General features: G+C 44.3%; 17 protein-coding genes and 1 tRNA gene. 7 read left to right on the top strand and 11 right to left on the bottom strand.

The window, feature by feature from the left end:
* Window positions 1–89 precede the first annotated feature (89 nt).
* Window positions 90–530: an MOSC domain-containing protein gene (locus BQ7344_RS11795; protein ID WP_072522705.1), complete on the top strand. Its 441-nt coding sequence runs from the start codon at window positions 90–92 to the stop codon at window positions 528–530.
* Entirely contained in the window at window positions 530–1,318 is a 789-nt protein-coding gene (locus tag BQ7344_RS11800; RefSeq protein ID WP_072522706.1) for a TatD family hydrolase, read from the top strand. Before BQ7344_RS11795 ends, BQ7344_RS11800 begins: the two co-directional genes overlap by 1 nt.
* 311 nt (window positions 1,319–1,629) lie before the next feature.
* Here BQ7344_RS11800 and BQ7344_RS11805 read toward each other — a convergent pair whose 3' ends face one another.
* The gene (locus BQ7344_RS11805; protein ID WP_072522707.1) at window positions 1,630–3,162 is read right to left on the bottom strand and encodes a CapA family protein; all 1,533 of its coding nucleotides are present in this window, start codon (window positions 3,160–3,162) and stop codon (window positions 1,630–1,632) included.
* 216 nt (window positions 3,163–3,378) lie between these two features.
* Here BQ7344_RS11805 and BQ7344_RS11810 point away from each other — a divergent pair, with 216 nt between their 5' ends.
* Window positions 3,379–3,831: a MarR family winged helix-turn-helix transcriptional regulator gene (locus BQ7344_RS11810; RefSeq protein WP_072522708.1), complete on the top strand. Its 453-nt coding sequence runs from the start codon at window positions 3,379–3,381 to the stop codon at window positions 3,829–3,831.
* On the opposite strand, the gene BQ7344_RS11815 is transcribed toward BQ7344_RS11810, so the two are convergent.
* Window positions 3,828–5,663, bottom strand: a complete 1,836-nt coding sequence (locus BQ7344_RS11815) for a DUF885 domain-containing protein (protein ID WP_072522709.1) — start codon at window positions 5,661–5,663, stop codon at window positions 3,828–3,830. The two genes, BQ7344_RS11810 and BQ7344_RS11815, sit on opposite strands and share 4 nt — an antisense overlap.
* A 67-nt stretch (window positions 5,664–5,730) precedes the next feature.
* On the opposite strand from BQ7344_RS11815, the gene trxB reads away from it, so the two are divergent.
* A complete protein-coding gene (gene trxB / locus BQ7344_RS11820; RefSeq protein WP_235816110.1) occupies window positions 5,731–6,684 on the top strand; it encodes a thioredoxin-disulfide reductase in 954 nt (317 codons plus the stop codon).
* Between the two features lie 478 nt (window positions 6,685–7,162).
* Here the strand turns inward: trxB and BQ7344_RS11825 are convergent, their stop codons facing one another.
* From BQ7344_RS11825 to BQ7344_RS11865, 9 genes are read right to left on the bottom strand one after another with little or no spacing between them, the layout of a single operon-like run.
* Window positions 7,163–7,786 (bottom strand): V-type ATP synthase subunit D, encoded by a 624-nt coding sequence (locus BQ7344_RS11825; protein ID WP_072522710.1) that lies wholly within the window; start codon window positions 7,784–7,786, stop codon window positions 7,163–7,165.
* A 14-nt stretch (window positions 7,787–7,800) separates the two neighbouring features.
* A complete protein-coding gene (locus BQ7344_RS11830; RefSeq protein ID WP_072522711.1) occupies window positions 7,801–9,183 on the bottom strand; it encodes a V-type ATP synthase subunit B in 1,383 nt (460 codons plus the stop codon).
* A gap of 17 nt (window positions 9,184–9,200) precedes the next feature.
* Window positions 9,201–10,970, bottom strand: a complete 1,770-nt coding sequence (locus BQ7344_RS11835; RefSeq protein ID WP_072522712.1) for a V-type ATP synthase subunit A — start codon at window positions 10,968–10,970, stop codon at window positions 9,201–9,203.
* Window positions 10,963–11,550, bottom strand: coding sequence for a V-type ATP synthase subunit E (locus BQ7344_RS11840; RefSeq protein WP_072522713.1), 588 nt, complete (start codon window positions 11,548–11,550; stop codon window positions 10,963–10,965). The genes BQ7344_RS11835 and BQ7344_RS11840 overlap by 8 nt, the downstream gene beginning before the upstream one ends.
* Before the next feature lie 18 nt (window positions 11,551–11,568).
* Window positions 11,569–11,877 carry a V-type ATP synthase subunit F gene (locus BQ7344_RS11845; protein WP_072522714.1) on the bottom strand — a complete coding sequence of 103 codons (309 nt, stop codon included), beginning with the start codon at window positions 11,875–11,877 and terminating at the stop codon, window positions 11,569–11,571.
* Window positions 11,878–11,889: 12 nt separating this feature from the next.
* Complete coding sequence (locus BQ7344_RS11850; protein ID WP_015540703.1) at window positions 11,890–12,321, bottom strand: ATP synthase subunit C; 432 nt, start codon at window positions 12,319–12,321, stop codon at window positions 11,890–11,892.
* Between the two features lie 58 nt (window positions 12,322–12,379).
* Window positions 12,380–14,326: a V-type ATP synthase subunit I gene (locus BQ7344_RS11855; protein WP_072522715.1), complete on the bottom strand. Its 1,947-nt coding sequence runs from the start codon at window positions 14,324–14,326 to the stop codon at window positions 12,380–12,382.
* A 20-nt stretch (window positions 14,327–14,346) separates the two neighbouring features.
* Window positions 14,347–15,390: a V0D/AC39 family V-type ATPase subunit gene (locus BQ7344_RS11860; RefSeq protein ID WP_072522716.1), complete on the bottom strand. Its 1,044-nt coding sequence runs from the start codon at window positions 15,388–15,390 to the stop codon at window positions 14,347–14,349.
* A 15-nt stretch (window positions 15,391–15,405) separates the two neighbouring features.
* The gene (locus tag BQ7344_RS11865) at window positions 15,406–15,717 is read right to left on the bottom strand and encodes a hypothetical protein (RefSeq protein WP_072522717.1); all 312 of its coding nucleotides are present in this window, start codon (window positions 15,715–15,717) and stop codon (window positions 15,406–15,408) included.
* A 237-nt stretch (window positions 15,718–15,954) separates the two neighbouring features.
* Between BQ7344_RS11865 and trmB the strand changes: the two genes are divergently transcribed.
* The 3 genes from trmB (at window position 15,955) to BQ7344_RS11880 (ending at window position 17,119) form a co-directional block, all read left to right on the top strand.
* The gene (gene trmB / locus BQ7344_RS11870; RefSeq protein ID WP_072522718.1) at window positions 15,955–16,617 is read left to right on the top strand and encodes a tRNA (guanosine(46)-N7)-methyltransferase TrmB; all 663 of its coding nucleotides are present in this window, start codon (window positions 15,955–15,957) and stop codon (window positions 16,615–16,617) included.
* A gap of 147 nt (window positions 16,618–16,764) precedes the next feature.
* Window positions 16,765–16,944 (top strand): hypothetical protein, encoded by a 180-nt coding sequence (locus BQ7344_RS11875; protein ID WP_072522719.1) that lies wholly within the window; start codon window positions 16,765–16,767, stop codon window positions 16,942–16,944.
* Window positions 16,945–17,046: 102 nt separating this feature from the next.
* Window positions 17,047–17,119, top strand: a tRNA-Lys gene (locus BQ7344_RS11880).
* Window positions 17,120–17,157 lie beyond the last annotated feature (38 nt).

The following is a 17,157-nucleotide window of genomic DNA, read 5'->3' on the forward strand; positions in this document are numbered from 1 at the left end:
TAATGTGAGGAGAAGTACTCCATATCAGGTATGCTGCGTATTTACAGTGGAAATTGCCGGGGCATTTCTGAAGCAAGGAGAATTGGACTATGGGTAAAGTAATCGCAGTCTGCATCAGTGAAAAAAAGGGAACACAGAAACATCCGGTGCAGGAAGCAGAATTTATAGAAGACTGGGGTATCAAAGATGATGCACATGCCGGCAAATGGCACCGTCAGGTCAGCCTTTTGGCTTATGACAAGATTGAGGCATTCCGTGCACGTGGTGCAGAGGTAGAGGATGGAGCATTCGGAGAAAATCTTGTCGTGCAGGGATTTGATTTTTCTTCACTTCCGATCGGAACAAGATTTCGATGCAACGATGTTGTGCTGGAAATGACACAGATTGGGAAAGAATGCCATCATGGATGTGCGATTTTCCAGAAAATGGGTGATTGCATTATGCCGCGGGAAGGCGTTTTTACAAAAGTACTTCACGGAGGAATCATCCGTGAGGGCGATGAATTTGTGATCGAGGAGTGTAAAGACTGATGGAAACACCTGTGATTTTTGAGACACATGCACATTATGATGATGAGGCTTTTGCACAAGACAGAGAGAATTTGCTTGCATCGATGCAGGAACATGGAATTGGGTATATTGTGAATGCATGTGCGTCGATCGAGAGCCTGAAAGATACAGAAGAATTAATGGAACAGTATCCGTTTGTTTATGGCGCGTTCGGTATTCATCCGGATGATGCGGAAAAAATGACGGAGGAAACTCTGGAAGAAATACGTCAGCTGTCCCGTCTGCCAAAAGCTGTGGCAATCGGAGAGATTGGGCTGGATTATTACTGGCATAAAGAAGAACATGAACATGAAATCCAGAAGAAAATGTTTCTGGCACAGATGGAGATTGCGCGCGAAGAAAAGCTTCCATTTATGGTCCACAGCAGAGATGCGGCAAAAGATACACTGGATTTGGTGAAGGATTGCATGAAAGGCGGTATGTACGGCGGCATTATCCATTGTTTTTCTTATGGAAAAGAAATGGCAAGAGAATATCTGGACATGGGACTGTATCTGGGAATCGGTGGTGTTGTCACATTTAAAAATGCGAAGAAACTGAAAGAAGTGGTTGCGTATGCACCGCTTGAACAGCTTGTACTTGAGACAGACAGTCCATATCTGAGCCCGGAACCAAACCGCGGAAAGCGTAACAGCTCACTGAATCTGCCGTATGTGGCAGAGGCAATTGCACAGATTAAAGGGTGCAGCGAGGAAGAAGTGATTGCAGTAACCGAAGAGAATGCAAAGAAATTGTTATTACGGAAATAACATTCACAGTATCAATTACAGTTATATTAAAACTCCGTCCATATATCCGGTCACGGACAAATCAGGAATTCAGAAGTACTAACAAGAAAAAATCCTACTAAAAACGCCCCGAAGAATGATGAACTCGCTTCGCTCAGACAGCATCATTTTTCGGGGCAACGTATTATTTTTTCTTTAAGTACTTCTACAAATTCCTTCAAGCGTCCGAGACCGGATATATGGACGGAGTTTTTTATAAGCTGTAGGTTGATGACTGTGGATGGTAGGTTTCGCGCCGTGAGGGGTGGAAAGCGACTGGTGTAGTACGGACGTTATTCCTCGGATGAGTCATCGTAATAATCTGAGTCATCGTAATAATCTGAGTCATCGTAATAATCAGAGCTGTCGTCATAGTCCGAACTGTCATCAGAGTAATCTGACTCATCACTGTAGTCCGACTCATCAGAGCTGTCTGAGCTTTCATCAGAACCTCCGTCAGAGCTGTCACTCTGCGCATCTGATGCGCTGACAGACCAGATATCATCTACATACTCACCATTGGAATTGACCATATCACCGTCTGAATTAAAAGTAACATCAAGAAGATCTGTGTTGGTGGATGGTTTTACATTCAGGGACATGATCTCTTTGAAACGCGCCTGCAGGTTTGCAAGGGTAAAGGAATCGTCTCCGAGAACTGTACGCATTTCATGCTGTGCGGCAAGCTCTTCTGTGTAATCAGACAGCATATATGGGCTGAATACACCGGCATCTTTGTTGTAATGCATAACCATCGGCCTGACTTCTGGATCGGTGATTTCAATTGTCGTATTGCCGTCCTGTACCGTCTTCTGGATTGTAAAGCAGCCCATTCCCTCGAGGAGTGAATCAAAAGACTCCTGCGTGGAAACAAAGTTTCCGAGAGAATAGAAGATCAGCATACTGTGCCCTTCTTTGTCTGACATACGTCCATAAGGTTGGAGTATATGTGGGTGGCCGCCGATTACGACATCTACACCCTGCTGCATAAGGAAAGTTGCCCATTCCTTTTCATATTCGGTAGGCATGGTTTCCATTTCTTTGCCCCAGTGAGCAACAAAAATCAGTACATCACTGTCTGCCTTTGCCTTTTCAATCATGGATGCAACTTTGTCTTTTTCGAAAATATCGATCATGTAATCTCTTCCGTCTCCGGCACCGGAATTGTTCGTTCCGTATGTATAATCCAGAAACGCAACTTTAATGCCATTTACTTCGAGGGTTTTGACTGTATTGGCATCTTCTTCGGAATCATGGATACCAAGAACCGGAACATCCGGGTAACTGGTCTTCCAGAAATTCAGTGTCTGTGCCATGTAATCATAGCCATAATCATCAATGTGGTTGGTGGCAGATTCGATGACATCAAATCCGGCATTGATCAGTGCGTCGCCGACTTCCGTAGGTGTTGCGAAGGATGGATAACCACTGACTGCATCATGCTCTGTGGTGAGAACAGTTTCCTGATCGACCATGGCAATATCTGCCGCCTGAATTTCGCTCTTGACATTTTCATAGATTGCGTCATAGTTCCATGTGCCGGAATCAGATTCACCTGACTGAATCAGACTGTCATGATACAGATTGTCACCGACAGCGATTACAGTGGCTGTGGAAATCTCCGGTGCTCTGGCAGCTTTTTCCGCTTCAAGTTTCTTCTGCTCGGCTTCTTTGGCAGCCTGATCTGCCGGCTTCTGGATGATCTGATAATCAAGTTGATGGAAAACAAAGACCAGAAGAATCATTACAACGATGGAACAGATCAGACCGATACGAGAGTTGATCTGCTCTTTCAGATTAAGTGGGATGTTTTTGTTTTTTTTCATAATAAATTCCTTTGTGTATTTGCGAAGACCGTCTATATATGATTTTATATACGAAAAGGTCTGTGTTGTGTTCAATTTATTATTATAGCAAATAGATTCCGCTAAAGAAAGAATTAAGTTAAAAAAATAAACTGAAAAATGTTTTGTGATTCAAACAAACATCGGGTATAATAAAAAATATGAGCAGGCGAGGGGCAGGAAGCGGAGGAAAGAAAGATGAATTCGTATGAAACAGTAAATAATATTCTGGTAAAAATGTTCAGGGATATTCTGGATATTGAAGAGCGTGCGCTGATCACATCAGAATACAAAGATATATCCGTAAATGATATGCATATTATGGAAGCAATCGGCATTCAGGAGTCAAAAAACATGTCTGCCGTTGCGAAAGCGGTTTCTGTTACGACAGGGACGTTGACGATTGCAATCAACCATCTGGTCAAGAAGGGATATGTAGAGCGAACGAGAAGTGAAGAGGATCGGCGTGTCGTGTTGGTTTCTCTGTCAGAGAAAGGAGAGAAGGCATTTCTTCATCACAAGATTTTTCATGAAAAAATGGTGATGGCAGTTCTGGATGATCTCAATCCGAAGGAGACAAAGGAGCTTACTAGAGCATTGCTGAAACTGCAGAACTTTTTTGACAGTTATAGCGACAAAGAAAAAGATTAAAAAATATTACAGACAGTCATAAAATGGGAGGTGCGCACAGGCACCTCCTTATATTTCTTTTGTAGCCGTTCATTCATATATTTCTGAAGCACCGGGAATTGAACCGGTCCGATCTCAAGCAGATTCTGGTGAAAAGCTTTCAGATTAAAATCATCACCCAGAGTATCTTTCCATTCTTTTTTCAGATCAAGGAAATTAAGACATCCCCAGCAATATTTCTGGTAATTAGCAGGAGTTTCTACGATGTACTGAAAAATTTCAGATACAACGTGGGCATCTGTGATCCCGAAAAACTGAAGGAGACGGGCTGCCTGTGTTTCGTCCCATCCATAATAATGTATGCCGATATCAAGAAGTGAATAGAGGCACAGATTGATTCGGCGGTTCAGCGCAATCAGCCTTGTATAATCGGTGGCAGCAGGATCATCGAGATCACGGGCAGCATACTGATAACCGTAAGATTCAATATAGGTGGCCCACCCTTCCACATAACCGGAAGAGGTGATCAGCGTCCGGATATCAGCAGGAGAGGTCTTGAGGAAATAGATGGTCTGATAAAGGTGTCCCGGAAATCCTTCATGCGAAAGCGTGGCAAAAAGTTCCAGATTTGAAGTCTGATCAGCAGGATTTATGTAAATGATATTTGGTGATCCGGTGTCAAGCGGCGGTGTCAGATAGAAGGCCGGACTCAAATAATTTTCCATGGATTTGTGTACGTAGCGTGTTTCAAATTCTGTCTCCGGCAGCTCGGGAAAATCATCGGCTATCCGTTTATGCAGAACTTCCAGCATCTGTGCAGGTTTGCTTTCCGGAAGATCCAGAGAACTTTTCATTTTTCGAAGGAGAGAAGGCTGTTCTTTCAGCATTTGCTGAACCAGTTTCATATCCGCACTGATCTGTTCGGTGAGTCGGTTCTGCATATCTTTGACGGCCGTCCAGGAGCCCACCTGACTGCGGAGCAGATACAGATAATACTCTTTTCCTTTCTGCATATGTGCAAGTCCCTGGCTGGGACGACCGGAACCTCGCTGGGTGAGAAGCCCCTGGATCAGCTTCTGGTAAGCCGGGATTACTGTATTCAGAAGGATTTCTTTGTGTCGGGAATTTAAAGTTTTCTGTTCCGCCTCGGAAATTGTACCAAACGCTTTTAATTTGTCGGCAAAAACTTCCAGCATGTAGTTGGAATCCGGTTCTTTTATAAAAGCCTGACACTGATTGACGATGCGCTTTAGTGTTGCATCACTCATAAAATAACCGGCATCTGCTTTTTGACGCTCAAAATCCAGAATACTCTCAAAATAAGCGGGTACGGAAGTGAGGAGATTGAGGTAATCTGCAATGTCCTGTTCCTGATAAAATGTATATTCTGCAAGCAGGACAGGAAGCTGTGCCTGTATGCCAAGACTGGGGCTTAAGTATTCTTCCAGAAGATAAAAGCCGGTGGAACGTTGCTGAGTTTTATAATACAAAAGGAGCATATCAAGAGTGATCTGATTTGCCTCAGAGAGCTTAGATGGATCAAATGCCTGGAGCTTTTTTATAATTTCCTCATACCGGGCAATACTATTGTCATCTGGAGCGGAAACTGTGCCAAGCGTTGGAGCGGGCCGTGTGATCTGCTGTTTTTCCGGATAGGCAATGGAATAGTGGAGATTCAGCATATTTCCGGAGACTTCTTCACGAAACAGACGATCCGTGTAAGCCTGAAAGGAGCGGTCAGCAGAGCTTCCGCCGGCATTGAGATGACCGAAAACTGATCCAATGAGAAAAACCACACACAAAGCACAGATGATCAGAATGCTGGAAGGATTTTTGCGAAAAGATATATGCATAAAAACCTCGGTGAGAGATGCTTTTTACTATTTTATTGGAAAAAAAGGGATTGTATGCTAAACTTAAATGGCAGCAACAGAGAAAGAGAGGCAGAATATCATGGAAAATATATATGATCTGGCGATTCTGGGAGCAGGTCCGGCAGGGATCTGCGCAGCTATTTATGCGACAAGAGCAAAACTGAATACAATCTGGCTGGATAAGAAATTTGTGCAGGGCGGTCAGATTGTGGACACATATGAAGTAGATAATTATCCGGGACTGCCGGGAATCACCGGTCTGGATCTCGGGGAAGCAATGGCAGGTCATGCAGAAAAACTGGGCATGAAACCGCAGCGGGAGACAGTTCGTTCTATCGAGGCAGAGCAGGGAATCAAAGTCATCCGAACGAAAAAAAATGAATACCGTGCCAGAGCAGTGATCATTGCCTGTGGGGCAACACACCGCCACCTTGGAATCCCGGGTGAAGAAGAACTGAGTGGCATGGGTGTTTCTTATTGTGCGACCTGTGATGCAGCATTTTTTCAGGACAGGACGGTTGTCGTGGTCGGTGGCGGAAACGTGGCGGTGGAGGATGCAATTCTTCTTTCACGTACCTGTAAAAAGGTCTATCTGGTACACAGAAGAGATGAGCTTCGTGCGGAGAAAATCCTTCAGGAGAGTTTCTTTGCATGCAAAAATGTGGAGATCATCTGGGACAGCATTCCATTATCCATTGAGGGAACAGATAAAGTGGAAGCATTGAAGATCCAGAACAAAAAAACACAGGAAGAAAGTTTCATTGAAACAGATGGTGTGTTTATTGCAGTCGGAATCGTTCCGGGAACAGAGAAATTCAAAGATCTGGTGAAATTGGACGAAGCGGGATATATTGTGGCAGGAGAGGATGGAATCACCAGTGAACCGGGAATCTTTGCAGCAGGTGATATACGTACCAAAAATCTCCGCCAGGTCGTAACTGCAGTCGCAGACGGGGCGAACGCGGTGGCTTCGGTACAAAGATACCTTCTCGATAAATAGTTTGAGTAGTCAGGCAGTAAAGAGCTATAGTTTCTGCAATTTAACGGAACTGTAGCTCTTTTGTTTTGAAAAAAATGTCGAATAAAAACGAACAAATAGCAAATTGCACAAAGCTTGTCGAATAATGGGGGAAAATGTGGATAACGCGAAAAATGGTGTAAAAGTTATCCACATCCTAAAAAGGTTGAAGAATCGTTATATTTGAGTTATGCACAAAGTTATCCACATTATCCACAAAGAATCAATGTGGAATAAGTGATTTACATAAATAAATAAAAAACAAATGTTTTGGTTAATAATGATGAAATTAACAAATTCGAAAAAAAGATAGAAAAATCTATTGACTTTTTCATAGTGAAAATATTATTAAATTTTGCTTTCAAAAGAAAAATTTTAAACTTTCAAACTTTAATTATCAGATAATAATAGCAATTAAAAAGTCCATCCGCGTAATTGCAGATGGACTTTTGTAAGTTGCTTAAGAAGTCTGTTTCATTCGTTTAATAACTTTCAGACGTGTGAATTCTTCTCGCTCTTTTTCCTCAAGAGCATTCTGGATATCCTTTGTCAGTGCCTCGTATTTCGGAATCGTAATGTTCTTTAATGCGTTGGCACGTTTCTGGGTCTTCTTGATGTTGGCTGCAAGACGGATCGCTGCGTTTTCGATGCCTGCGAGCTGGATGGAAAGCTCTTTTACCTTTTCGAAGGCGGCTTTTGCTTCATCCAGAGAAGCTTTTGTGCTGTAGTAGGCATAAGTCGGGGTGTTGGTAAGCTGCTTTTCATATTCGACGAGTGGAATTTCCGTACCCATAACGCTTCGTGTCTTGATCCGAATGGAATCCTCAAGAGGAACGGTGTAGGAAACCTGCTGTACAAAGGCAATACCCATTTCCATGTTGGCTTTCTGAAGGGCTGCATAGGCGGCACGGAAAGTCACATCGATCTGTGACTGGATATCCTTCGCCTGATCGATCAGCTCCATCATTTCGCGGATCAGGATATTTCTTTTTTTATCCATCAGCTCAAATCCCTGACGGGAGAGTGCGAGGGAATTCTTGGCAAGAATTAAATTTCCCTTGGTGGGGAAGGTATTTGGATCCATAAAGCCACCTCCCCTTAACGTACGGTTTCTTTATAGTACTTGTTCAGGATCTTTGTATCAATTCGGTCAAGTTCATCCTTCGGAAGAAGTCCGAGGAGTTCCCAGCCTTTGTCAAGTGTTTCTGTGATGCTGCGGTTTTCGGTTTCGGACTGTCCGACAAACTCTGCCTCGAAAGCTTTACCAAAAACAAGATAACGCTTGTCAATCGGGGAAAGTTCATCTTCACCGATAACGGAAGCAAGTGCTCTTGCATCGCCTACTTTTGCGTAGCAGGAGAAGAGCTGGTTTGCGACATCCTGATGGTCTTCACGTGTGAAGCCTTCACCGATACCATCCTTCATCAGTCGTGACAGAGAAGGAAGAACATTGATCGGTGGGTAGATTGCCTGTCCGTGAAGCTGACGGTCAAGAACGATCTGGCCTTCAGTGATGTAACCGGTAAGGTCAGGAATCGGATGTGTGATGTCATCATTTGGCATGGTCAGAATCGGAATCTGTGTAACAGATCCGGTACCTCCCTGTACGATTCCGGCACGCTCATACAGTGTTGCAAGTTCGCTGTAGAGATAACCCGGATAACCTTTACGGGAAGGAATCTCACCTTTCGAGGAGGAAACTTCACGCATCGCCTCGCAGAAGGAGGTGATATCGGTCAGGATAACAAGGATGTGCATGCCTTTTTCGAATGCCAGATATTCAGCTGCGGTAAGTGCAATCTTCGGAGTCAGAAGTCGTTCAACGACCGGGTCGTTTGCCAGATTCAAAAACATAACAACGTGGTCGGAAGCACCACTTTCTTCAAATGTACGGCGAAAAAATTCTGCGACATCGTATTTGACACCCATGGCAGCAAATACGATCGCGAAGTTTTCATCGGAGTCACTGCCGAGAGAAGCCTGCTGTACGATCTGTGCAGCCAGTTTGTCGTGCGGAAGACCGTTTCCTGAGAAGATAGGAAGCTTCTGTCCACGGATCAGGGTGGTCAGACCGTCGATTGCAGAAATACCTGTATTGATATAGTTTCGCGGATATTCACGTTTGACCGGATTCAGCGGAAGGCCATTGATATTGAGGCTTACTTCCGGGGTGATCTCGCCCAGTCCGTCGATCGGCTGGCCGATACCGTTGAAGGTTCGTCCGAGGATTTCCGGAGAGAGTCCGATCTCCATAGGATGACCGGTCAGACGTGTGTGGGTATTGCCGAGGGACATATTATCTGTTCCCTCGAATACCTGAATAACTGCTTTGTCTTCATAAATTTCAATGATACGACCGATCTTCTGGGTTCCGTCGTCCATGCGGAATTCTACGATTTCTTCGTAGGAAGCATTTTTGACACCTTCCAGAACTACGAGAGGGCCGTTTATTTCACTTAATCCTAAATATTCGATTGCCATAAATCTCGTTCCCCCTGTCAGCCGTTTTTCTCTAATACGTTGTTATAAAATTCATCGATGTCTTTCTGATACTGATCAAATCGGTCAAGCTGATCATTCGGAACATCATATTTGATGGAAATGATACGTTCGAAGATGTTGTCTTCTTTCAGTACGGAAACCGGCATGCCGCGGTTGATGAGGGCTTTTGATTTCTCATACAGATACAGGATGATCTCCATCATCTTGAATTGTTTTTCCATTGGGACACAGGTGTCTTCCTGATGGAAGGCATTCTGCTGAAGGAATCCGAGTCGGATGACACGGGCAATCTCCAGCGTCAGTTTCTGATCATCCGGAAGAACGTCACTTCCGATCAGTTTTACGATCTCCATCAGAGAGCTTTCCTGATTGAGGATCGCCATGATCTGATTTCGGTCTGCTACAAATTTCGGTGATACGTGATCGCGGTACCATGGGGTCAGATCTTCGAGGTATTCACTGTAACTGGTCAGCCAGTGGATAGCCGGGAAGTGTCTTGCATAGGCAAGAGATTTATCAAGTCCCCAGAAGCAGCGGACAAAACGTTTGGTGTTCTGAGTAACTGGTTCGGAGAAGTCACCACCCTGTGGGGAAACGGCACCGATGATAGATACGGAACCTTCTGTACCATTGAGGTTCTGCATCATGCCGGCACGCTCATAAAATGCGGAAAGCTTCGATGCAAGGTAAGCCGGGAAACCTTCCTCGGCAGGCATTTCTTCCAGACGTCCGGAGAGCTCACGGAGAGCTTCTGCCCAACGGGAGGTGGAGTCTGCCATGATCGCTACGTCATAACCCATGTCACGGTAGTATTCTGCAAGTGTGACACCGGTATAAATGGATGCTTCACGTGCTGCAACAGGCATGTTGGATGTGTTGGCAATCAGCGTGGTACGGTCCATCATAAGGTTACCGGATTTCGGGTCGATCAGTTTACTGAAATCTTCGAGAACCTGGGTCATTTCGTTTCCACGTTCTCCGCAGCCGATGTAAATGATGATATCTGCATCGGACCATTTTGCAATCTGATGTTGTGTCATGGTTTTTCCTGTACCGAAACCGCCAGGAACGGCTGCTGTACCGCCCTTTGCAATCGGGAACAGGGTATCAAGGATACGCTGGCCGGTGACAAGCGGAACGCTTGCCGGATAACGTACATGAGTAGGTCTCGGAATACGGATCGGCCATTTCTGGGCGAGAGCGAGATCTCTGGTACTTCCGTCGCGGAGCTCAATGGTTACAATCGGCTCCAGAATAGTGTAATCTCCATCAGGAGCAGCTTTAATTACGGTACCTTCGGTAATATTCGGCGGTACCATGGATTTGTGGAGAATAGAAGCGGTTTCCTGTGTTTCGGCAATGACCGTGCCCGGACCTACGACATCTCCTTCTTTTACAGTAATATGTGTGTGCCATTTTTTCTCTGTATCAAGAGAATCTACACTGACACCACGGGAAATATATTTTCCGGAAGTTTTTGCAATCTCTTCCAGAGGACGCTGGATACCATCAAAAATATTGTGGATGATACCCGGTCCGAGAAGTACGGAAATAGCATCGCCGGTACCGATAACGGTTTCGCCCGGACGAAGCCCTGTTGTTTCTTCGAATACCTGAATGGTAGTCATGCCTTTTTTCAGACCGATGACTTCGCCGACAAGATGATCTTTGCCAACATAGACCATTTCGGAAATCTTGAATCCGGAGTCACCCTTCAGATAGATAACAGGACCGTTGATGCCATAAATAATACCTGTTTTATTCATGGGTCATTCCTCCGTCAAATTTGAATTCTTTGCGCATGGCATCGAGATTGGCTGCAAATGAATTGTCAATCAGGATATTTTTGTGCGGGATCTCTGCACGGATACCGCCGATGAAATCTTCTCCGGAGACCTGAAGTGAAATGCCGGTCTTCTGAATAAGCGCATCCAGACGTTCCCTGTCAGTGCTGGAAAGAAAAATATGAATCTCATCATTTTCGGCAAAATCCTGTGCTTCTTTGATTTTCTGGCAAAGATATGTTTCATATTCGGAAGTTGACATAAAGTCTCTGATTTTGGTACTTACTTCGCCAAAAAGAGCTTCTTTCAGTTCTTCCTGCTTTTTGGACCAGTCTCTTTTGAGAGTGATCTGTTCGGCGGAAAGAGCTTTGTTGACTTCACGACGGACATGCTCTGTTTCGGCTTTTACTTCTGCTTCTGCATTCTGGCGGCTGAGCTGTCTGTGCTCTTCAAGCTTTTCGGAAAGCAGCTTTTTATGTTCCTGAATCGCCTGCGCTGCATCTTCACGGGCTTCTTCAAGGGAAACCTCATAAAAATGCTGCAGCTTTTCGTCAATTGTCATGATAGTGTTACCTCCTGCCTACAATTTCAGTCCGATTGCTTCATTAACATATGAAGTGATAAAATCCGGTTTACGGCCGGTTCCGTGTCTGTCAGGAATTTCAATGATCAGGGGCGTTTTGTGATGCAGACGGACTTCATCGATGATTTCGGGAAATTCTCTGCCGAATTTTTCGGTCAGAAGGATGATTCCGATCTCCTTATCGGAGATTGCCTGTTCGAGGGCGTTTTTCAGTTCGTTGCGTTCGTGAATGACAACACCCTCCACACCTGCCAGACGCATGCCTGTGTAGGTATCAATGTTATCACTGATCAAATACATTTTCATAGGGAGTGCTCCTTAAAGCTTACCAAGGATCATAAAGGAAATGATCAGACCATAAAGTGCGATACCTTCTGCCATAGCTACGAAGATAATGGATTTACCAAACAGTGAGCCGTCTTCGCTCAGTGCGCCAAGAGCTGCACTTGCGGAGCTTGCAACGGCGATACCGGAACCAAGACCGGAAATACCTGTAACAAGTGCTGCACCGAGATAACCAAGACCTGTAGCAAGTCCGTCAGCAGAAGAGCCGGCAGCCTGTACGCTTGCAGTACCTGCGAAGCTGACTACGGTTGCGACAAGAAGTACACCGAAGAACATAAAACAGTTGGCAATCAGAGATTTTTTGTAACGTTTTTTGCTCTTTTCACCGAGGAAAAAGTAACCAAAAGGTACGATAATGCTGAGAATCATTGCAATTGCAGTTGTAATCTGAATAATCATGTTCATGATAATATCCTCCTGATATAAAAATGTAGGTTTATTAGGTGGGCTTTGCCCGTATATTTTATTTCTGCACGCTTTTACGTAACGTTTTCATAAATGGCTGGAACTCACGGCCGTTGCCTGCATAGAAACGGCTGAAGATCTCATAGTACTCCAGACGGAGGACCTGAATACCAACGATCAGTCCTTCCATTGCACATACGAAGATGTTGCCGAGTACGACAACAATCCAGTTTGGGCTGCCTCCGTTGGTAGCACCGGCAAGCATAAGTACGACTTCCATCATTGCTGCGTGGCTTACGGCAAATGCGCCGATACGCAGGAAAGAAAGTGTATTGGAAAGGTAGCTGAGCAGCACTTCAAATAATTCGAAGAAGCTCTGTACGAAGAACATACCTTTCTGCTCCGGGAAGATCTCGGATTTCTTTTCGACGAGGTTTGTAAGAGGCTCCTTGAGGAACATGAGCAGGAGCGGCACTCCAAACATCACGACAAGAACAGCAGTTGCCGGAAGTTTTCTGCCGGAGATAAAGAGTCCGACAGTCAGTACGATCGAACCATAGAAAACAAGTCCGGCTACGGCATTGCTGTCAAACCAGGCCTTTTCGGTATCTTTGTTTCGGATGGAATTGATGATATTGAATATCATACAGATCAGAATGATAAACATTCCGAAACCGATGGCGATAACAAAAACTGCATTCAGTCTTCCGACAAGCGGTACGTCCATCATCTGGTTCATAGGTTTCAGCCATATGGCTTTCAGGACATCCTCGAAACCGAAGAAGCTGCCGTACATGAAACCGAAAAATACGGAAAATACACCGGCGCAGCTAATGATTCCTGCAAGATCCATATGTTTGGTTTTGTAAAGGAACAGACCGCCGAGGAAAAGGATCAGTCCCTGGCCGACGTCACCGAACATAGCTCCGAAAATGAAGGAATATGTGATGGCAACAAACCATGTAGGATCCATTTCGTTGTAGGCAGGAAGTCCATACATTTTTACATACATTTCAAAAGGTTTGAAAAGCTTTGGATTCTTAAGCTTTGTAGGTGGCTTTTTCTTTGCGGGAGCCTGCTGGTCTTCCATGAGGCAGAAGATTTTTTCATCGTTCTGAATATCCTTCTGGAAAGCAAGTGCATCCTTTTCGGTCATCCAGCCGCACAGAATATAGAAGGTGTTGGTGTCACCATGTGTGCAGGCGGCCAGTTTACGGATATCAAAACTTCTGGAGCAGGCTTCAAGAGCGGCTTTTGCGGAAGCAATCGCAGAGCAGTTGTCCTCGAGGAATTTCCGGCAGGCTGCTTTGTTGGCATCGAGACCTGCGTGGATCTCACGATGTCTGCGGTCCAGTTTTTCGAAAGCTTCTGCGGCGGTTCCATGATATTCATCAGGAATAAAAATTCGCTCAAAATGCATGGATGAATATACGGCATGTACTTTGTGAGCCTGATGCTCCGGGACAAAATAAACACCGTAGATATATAATTCATCTTCTCCGCATTTGATAAAAAGAGTATCCAGATTGTCGTAGATGTATTTCTCGAATTTCTGGAGGTACTGCTTTTCGATACGTCCGAAACGATAGTGGATATATTTGAAGTTCAGGATCTGTGATACATCAAAATCCAGATTTCTGAATGGACGGATAATTTTCAGAGAGTCGACCATTTCAGCGTGTTCTGACTGGAGACGGGATTTCTCGGCATCCAGCTCCTGCGCTTTGTTCCGGAGATTCTGAACAGTTTTAAGGGCTGTTTCTACGGTCATATCGCTGATGACTGCCTTTTCAGGTGTTTCCAGCTGTTCGTAGAAACTGTCGATCACATTCAGATGATCTTTATAAGGATTAATCTCCAGAAACGGCGACAGATTCGCGACTTCAGTGAGCTCTGCAAGGGCGTTTTCCAGATGAATCTCATATCTGGAAAGGTAGGTTTCCGTCATTCTGTCAATATCCGCTTTTGGCCCGGTGATGCTTAAAAATTTCATTTTTTCAATCATGATTTTATCCTCCGGGATGGTTAATTGTTACGAATATACTGCATTGCCTCGTCCGGTGCCACACCATAACGGATACATTCGATGGCGATGGTCAGACGGTTTACTTCATGCTCCTTATGATACATGTAGGAATAGAGCATTGCGACAGAATAAGGATCGCGTCGGGCCTCTTTTTCCAGGGTGCTGCGGAGCATATAATTATAAAATTCTTCGAGATTGTGCGCGGAAAGATGTTCGTATTTTTTTCCGTAATAAGTTTTGCGGAAAAGCTGCTGTGATTCTTCATAGGTTGCAGCTTCAACGATCGCACGGATCTCTTCTTTTTTCAGTTTATAGTTCATCGGAATCAGCAGAGCATAAATATCTGCCGGCGCCATGCTGAAGTAGCGCTTTGAACGAAAGATAAACTGAAGGTTCAGCATATCGAATTTTTCACCGTAGGCATTTGTGATCTGTTCAAGATCTTTGCCCGAAAAAAGTTTCCTGCGGACTTTCCATATCAGTGAAAAATAATATAGATCCAGAGCCATTCCGTAATCAAAAAGGAGTGCGGTATCGTGGTTCTGTATCTGAGAGAGTGGACTGTAAAATTCGTTTCCTTTAAGGGCATTGATGAATTCGTCCATCGTTTTGCATGCTGTAAGTGCATCCAGATCGAGGTTGGAATGCCGACGGAAGAACTCCCGGTAAGGAGAAAGGTCGACAGGGTCTGTATCGCGGTGGTCAAACAAGTTGGTCATGAGCTCTTTGAGAACACGGATTTCATATCGTCTGGAATACAGATCGAGGAATTTTCGCTGTTCGGAGCTTGCAAACTGATAGATTTTTGAAAAATCATTGAAAATAGATGCTTTCAGTAATTTTTCAATCTGACCGCGGTGTAGGGAGTTTTCATCAAGTGATGCCCATGTTTTGGAATACTCCGGTGTCCGCTTGAGCCATGCGGCGGCATGTGATGTACTTGTAAACTGAAGCATTTCCTGAATCTGGTCTTCGGTGATCAGCTTACTTTGCATGGCGCGGATTTTTGTGGAGATTCCGCTGTAGGAAAGGAGTTTTCCCATGTCAGATCACTCCTTTCATCGTTTTAGAAGTTGTTGGAATAGGTCTTCCGAAAGCTGCTGGTGATTTTTTTTGTAATAGACATCCAGATCGGCAAGGTGTTGCTCTGTTTGCTGGCGCAGAGCGATCAGTTCCTGTTCCTTGCGAGATTCCAGACTGTCCCGAAGTGCCTGTATCTTGCGGTTTGTTTCCTGTTCCAGTTCCAAATCAAGGTCCTTACACTGCTGTTCCATTTCGGCTGAAAGGGCTGCTTTGGTTCTGTCGGCATCTTGCATGATGCGCTGCGCTGTGATTTCGATTTCAGATAACTTTTGAAGTATCTGCTCCATATTCACCCTCCTTTTCTATGTTTTTTTGGAACTTTATCATATAATACACCTTTTGTTAAAAAAAAACCATAAAAAATTGCACAATAAAGGGTAAAAGACTTACTGTTAAATAGTTGATTTTTGATACTGTGAAAAGAACCTACAGGTATCGCTGTATAAAAACAGGAATTATGCTTGCCCGATATGAAGGAAACGTGTATGATAATAAACATATTCAACAGGACGGAGAAATAATTTATGAGATTAAGAAATATACCAGGAGCTAAAGATGCCATCACAGAAAGCCCTTATGTAGTACAGAATCCGGCAGAATGTAAGGGAAAATGGGAGCAGGTGTTTACACAGGAGCAGCCGATTCATATTGAAGTAGGAATGGGCAAGGGCCGTTTCCTTATGGATATGGCAAAACTTCATCCGGAAATCAATTATATTGGAATCGAGATGTACGACAGCGTGCTGCTCCGCGCACTTCAGAAGAGGGAAAAGCTCGAAGAAGCGGGAGAGAAGCTTGAGAATCTGAAATTTATGTGTGTGGATGCGAGACTGCTTCCGGAAATCTTTGAAAAAGGCGAGATTCAGCGTATTTATCTGAATTTCTCGGATCCATGGCCAAAGGCACGCCATGCAAAGAGAAGACTGACCTCACGTGAATTTCTTGCACGTTACAGCCAGATCCTTCCGGACGGGGCAGTTGTAGAGTTCAAGACAGACAATAAGGGCTTATTTGAATTTTCACTGGAGGAAGTAAATGAGAGTGAAGGCTGGGAGCTGCTTGCGCATACCTTTGACCTGCATCATCAGGAAGACATGATGGAAGGCAATGTCATGACGGAATATGAGGAGAAATTTTCTTCTATGGGAAACCCGATCTGTAAGCTGATCGCAGTTCTTCACGAATGATCGGTTTGTTATTGGGACGTTGAAGTATATATATAACAGGAAAGCGCGAAACGTGTGGCGGACGGGAAGATATAGCTCCTGCCTGCTGCACGTTTTTTTGAATTTAACATATAATATAGGAAGATTTGCATTTCGGGATGGATTTCTATGGCACAAAAAAGATGCAACTGCCGCATACATGCTCTTATGACACAGTTCTTTTATGAACACAGGTGTCTGGATGGCTGCTTCCGCAAAGTCCGCAAAAGTGCGGATGAATTATGCAAAATACTGGATTGTATGTCGTCGCCAAAACCGAAAGATAAGGAAAAAAAGAAAGAAAAATAAAAAAACATAAAAAATTATAAAATTTTTCTTGACTTTTTGCCGGGGCTTTCATATAATAGTTTTTGCGTCAGGGAAATCCTGAACGAACAATTTCATAAACATGCGCTTTTAGCTCAGTTGGTAGAGCACCTGACTCTTAATCAGGGTGTCCAGGGTTCGAACCCCTGAAGGCGCATTAAGGACACTGTTTTTGCGGACATTGCGATTGCCGCG

Origin of the sequence: Blautia sp. Marseille-P3087 (assembly GCF_900120195.1) — a bacterium.
Lineage (GTDB): Bacteria > Bacillota > Clostridia > Lachnospirales > Lachnospiraceae > Blautia_A.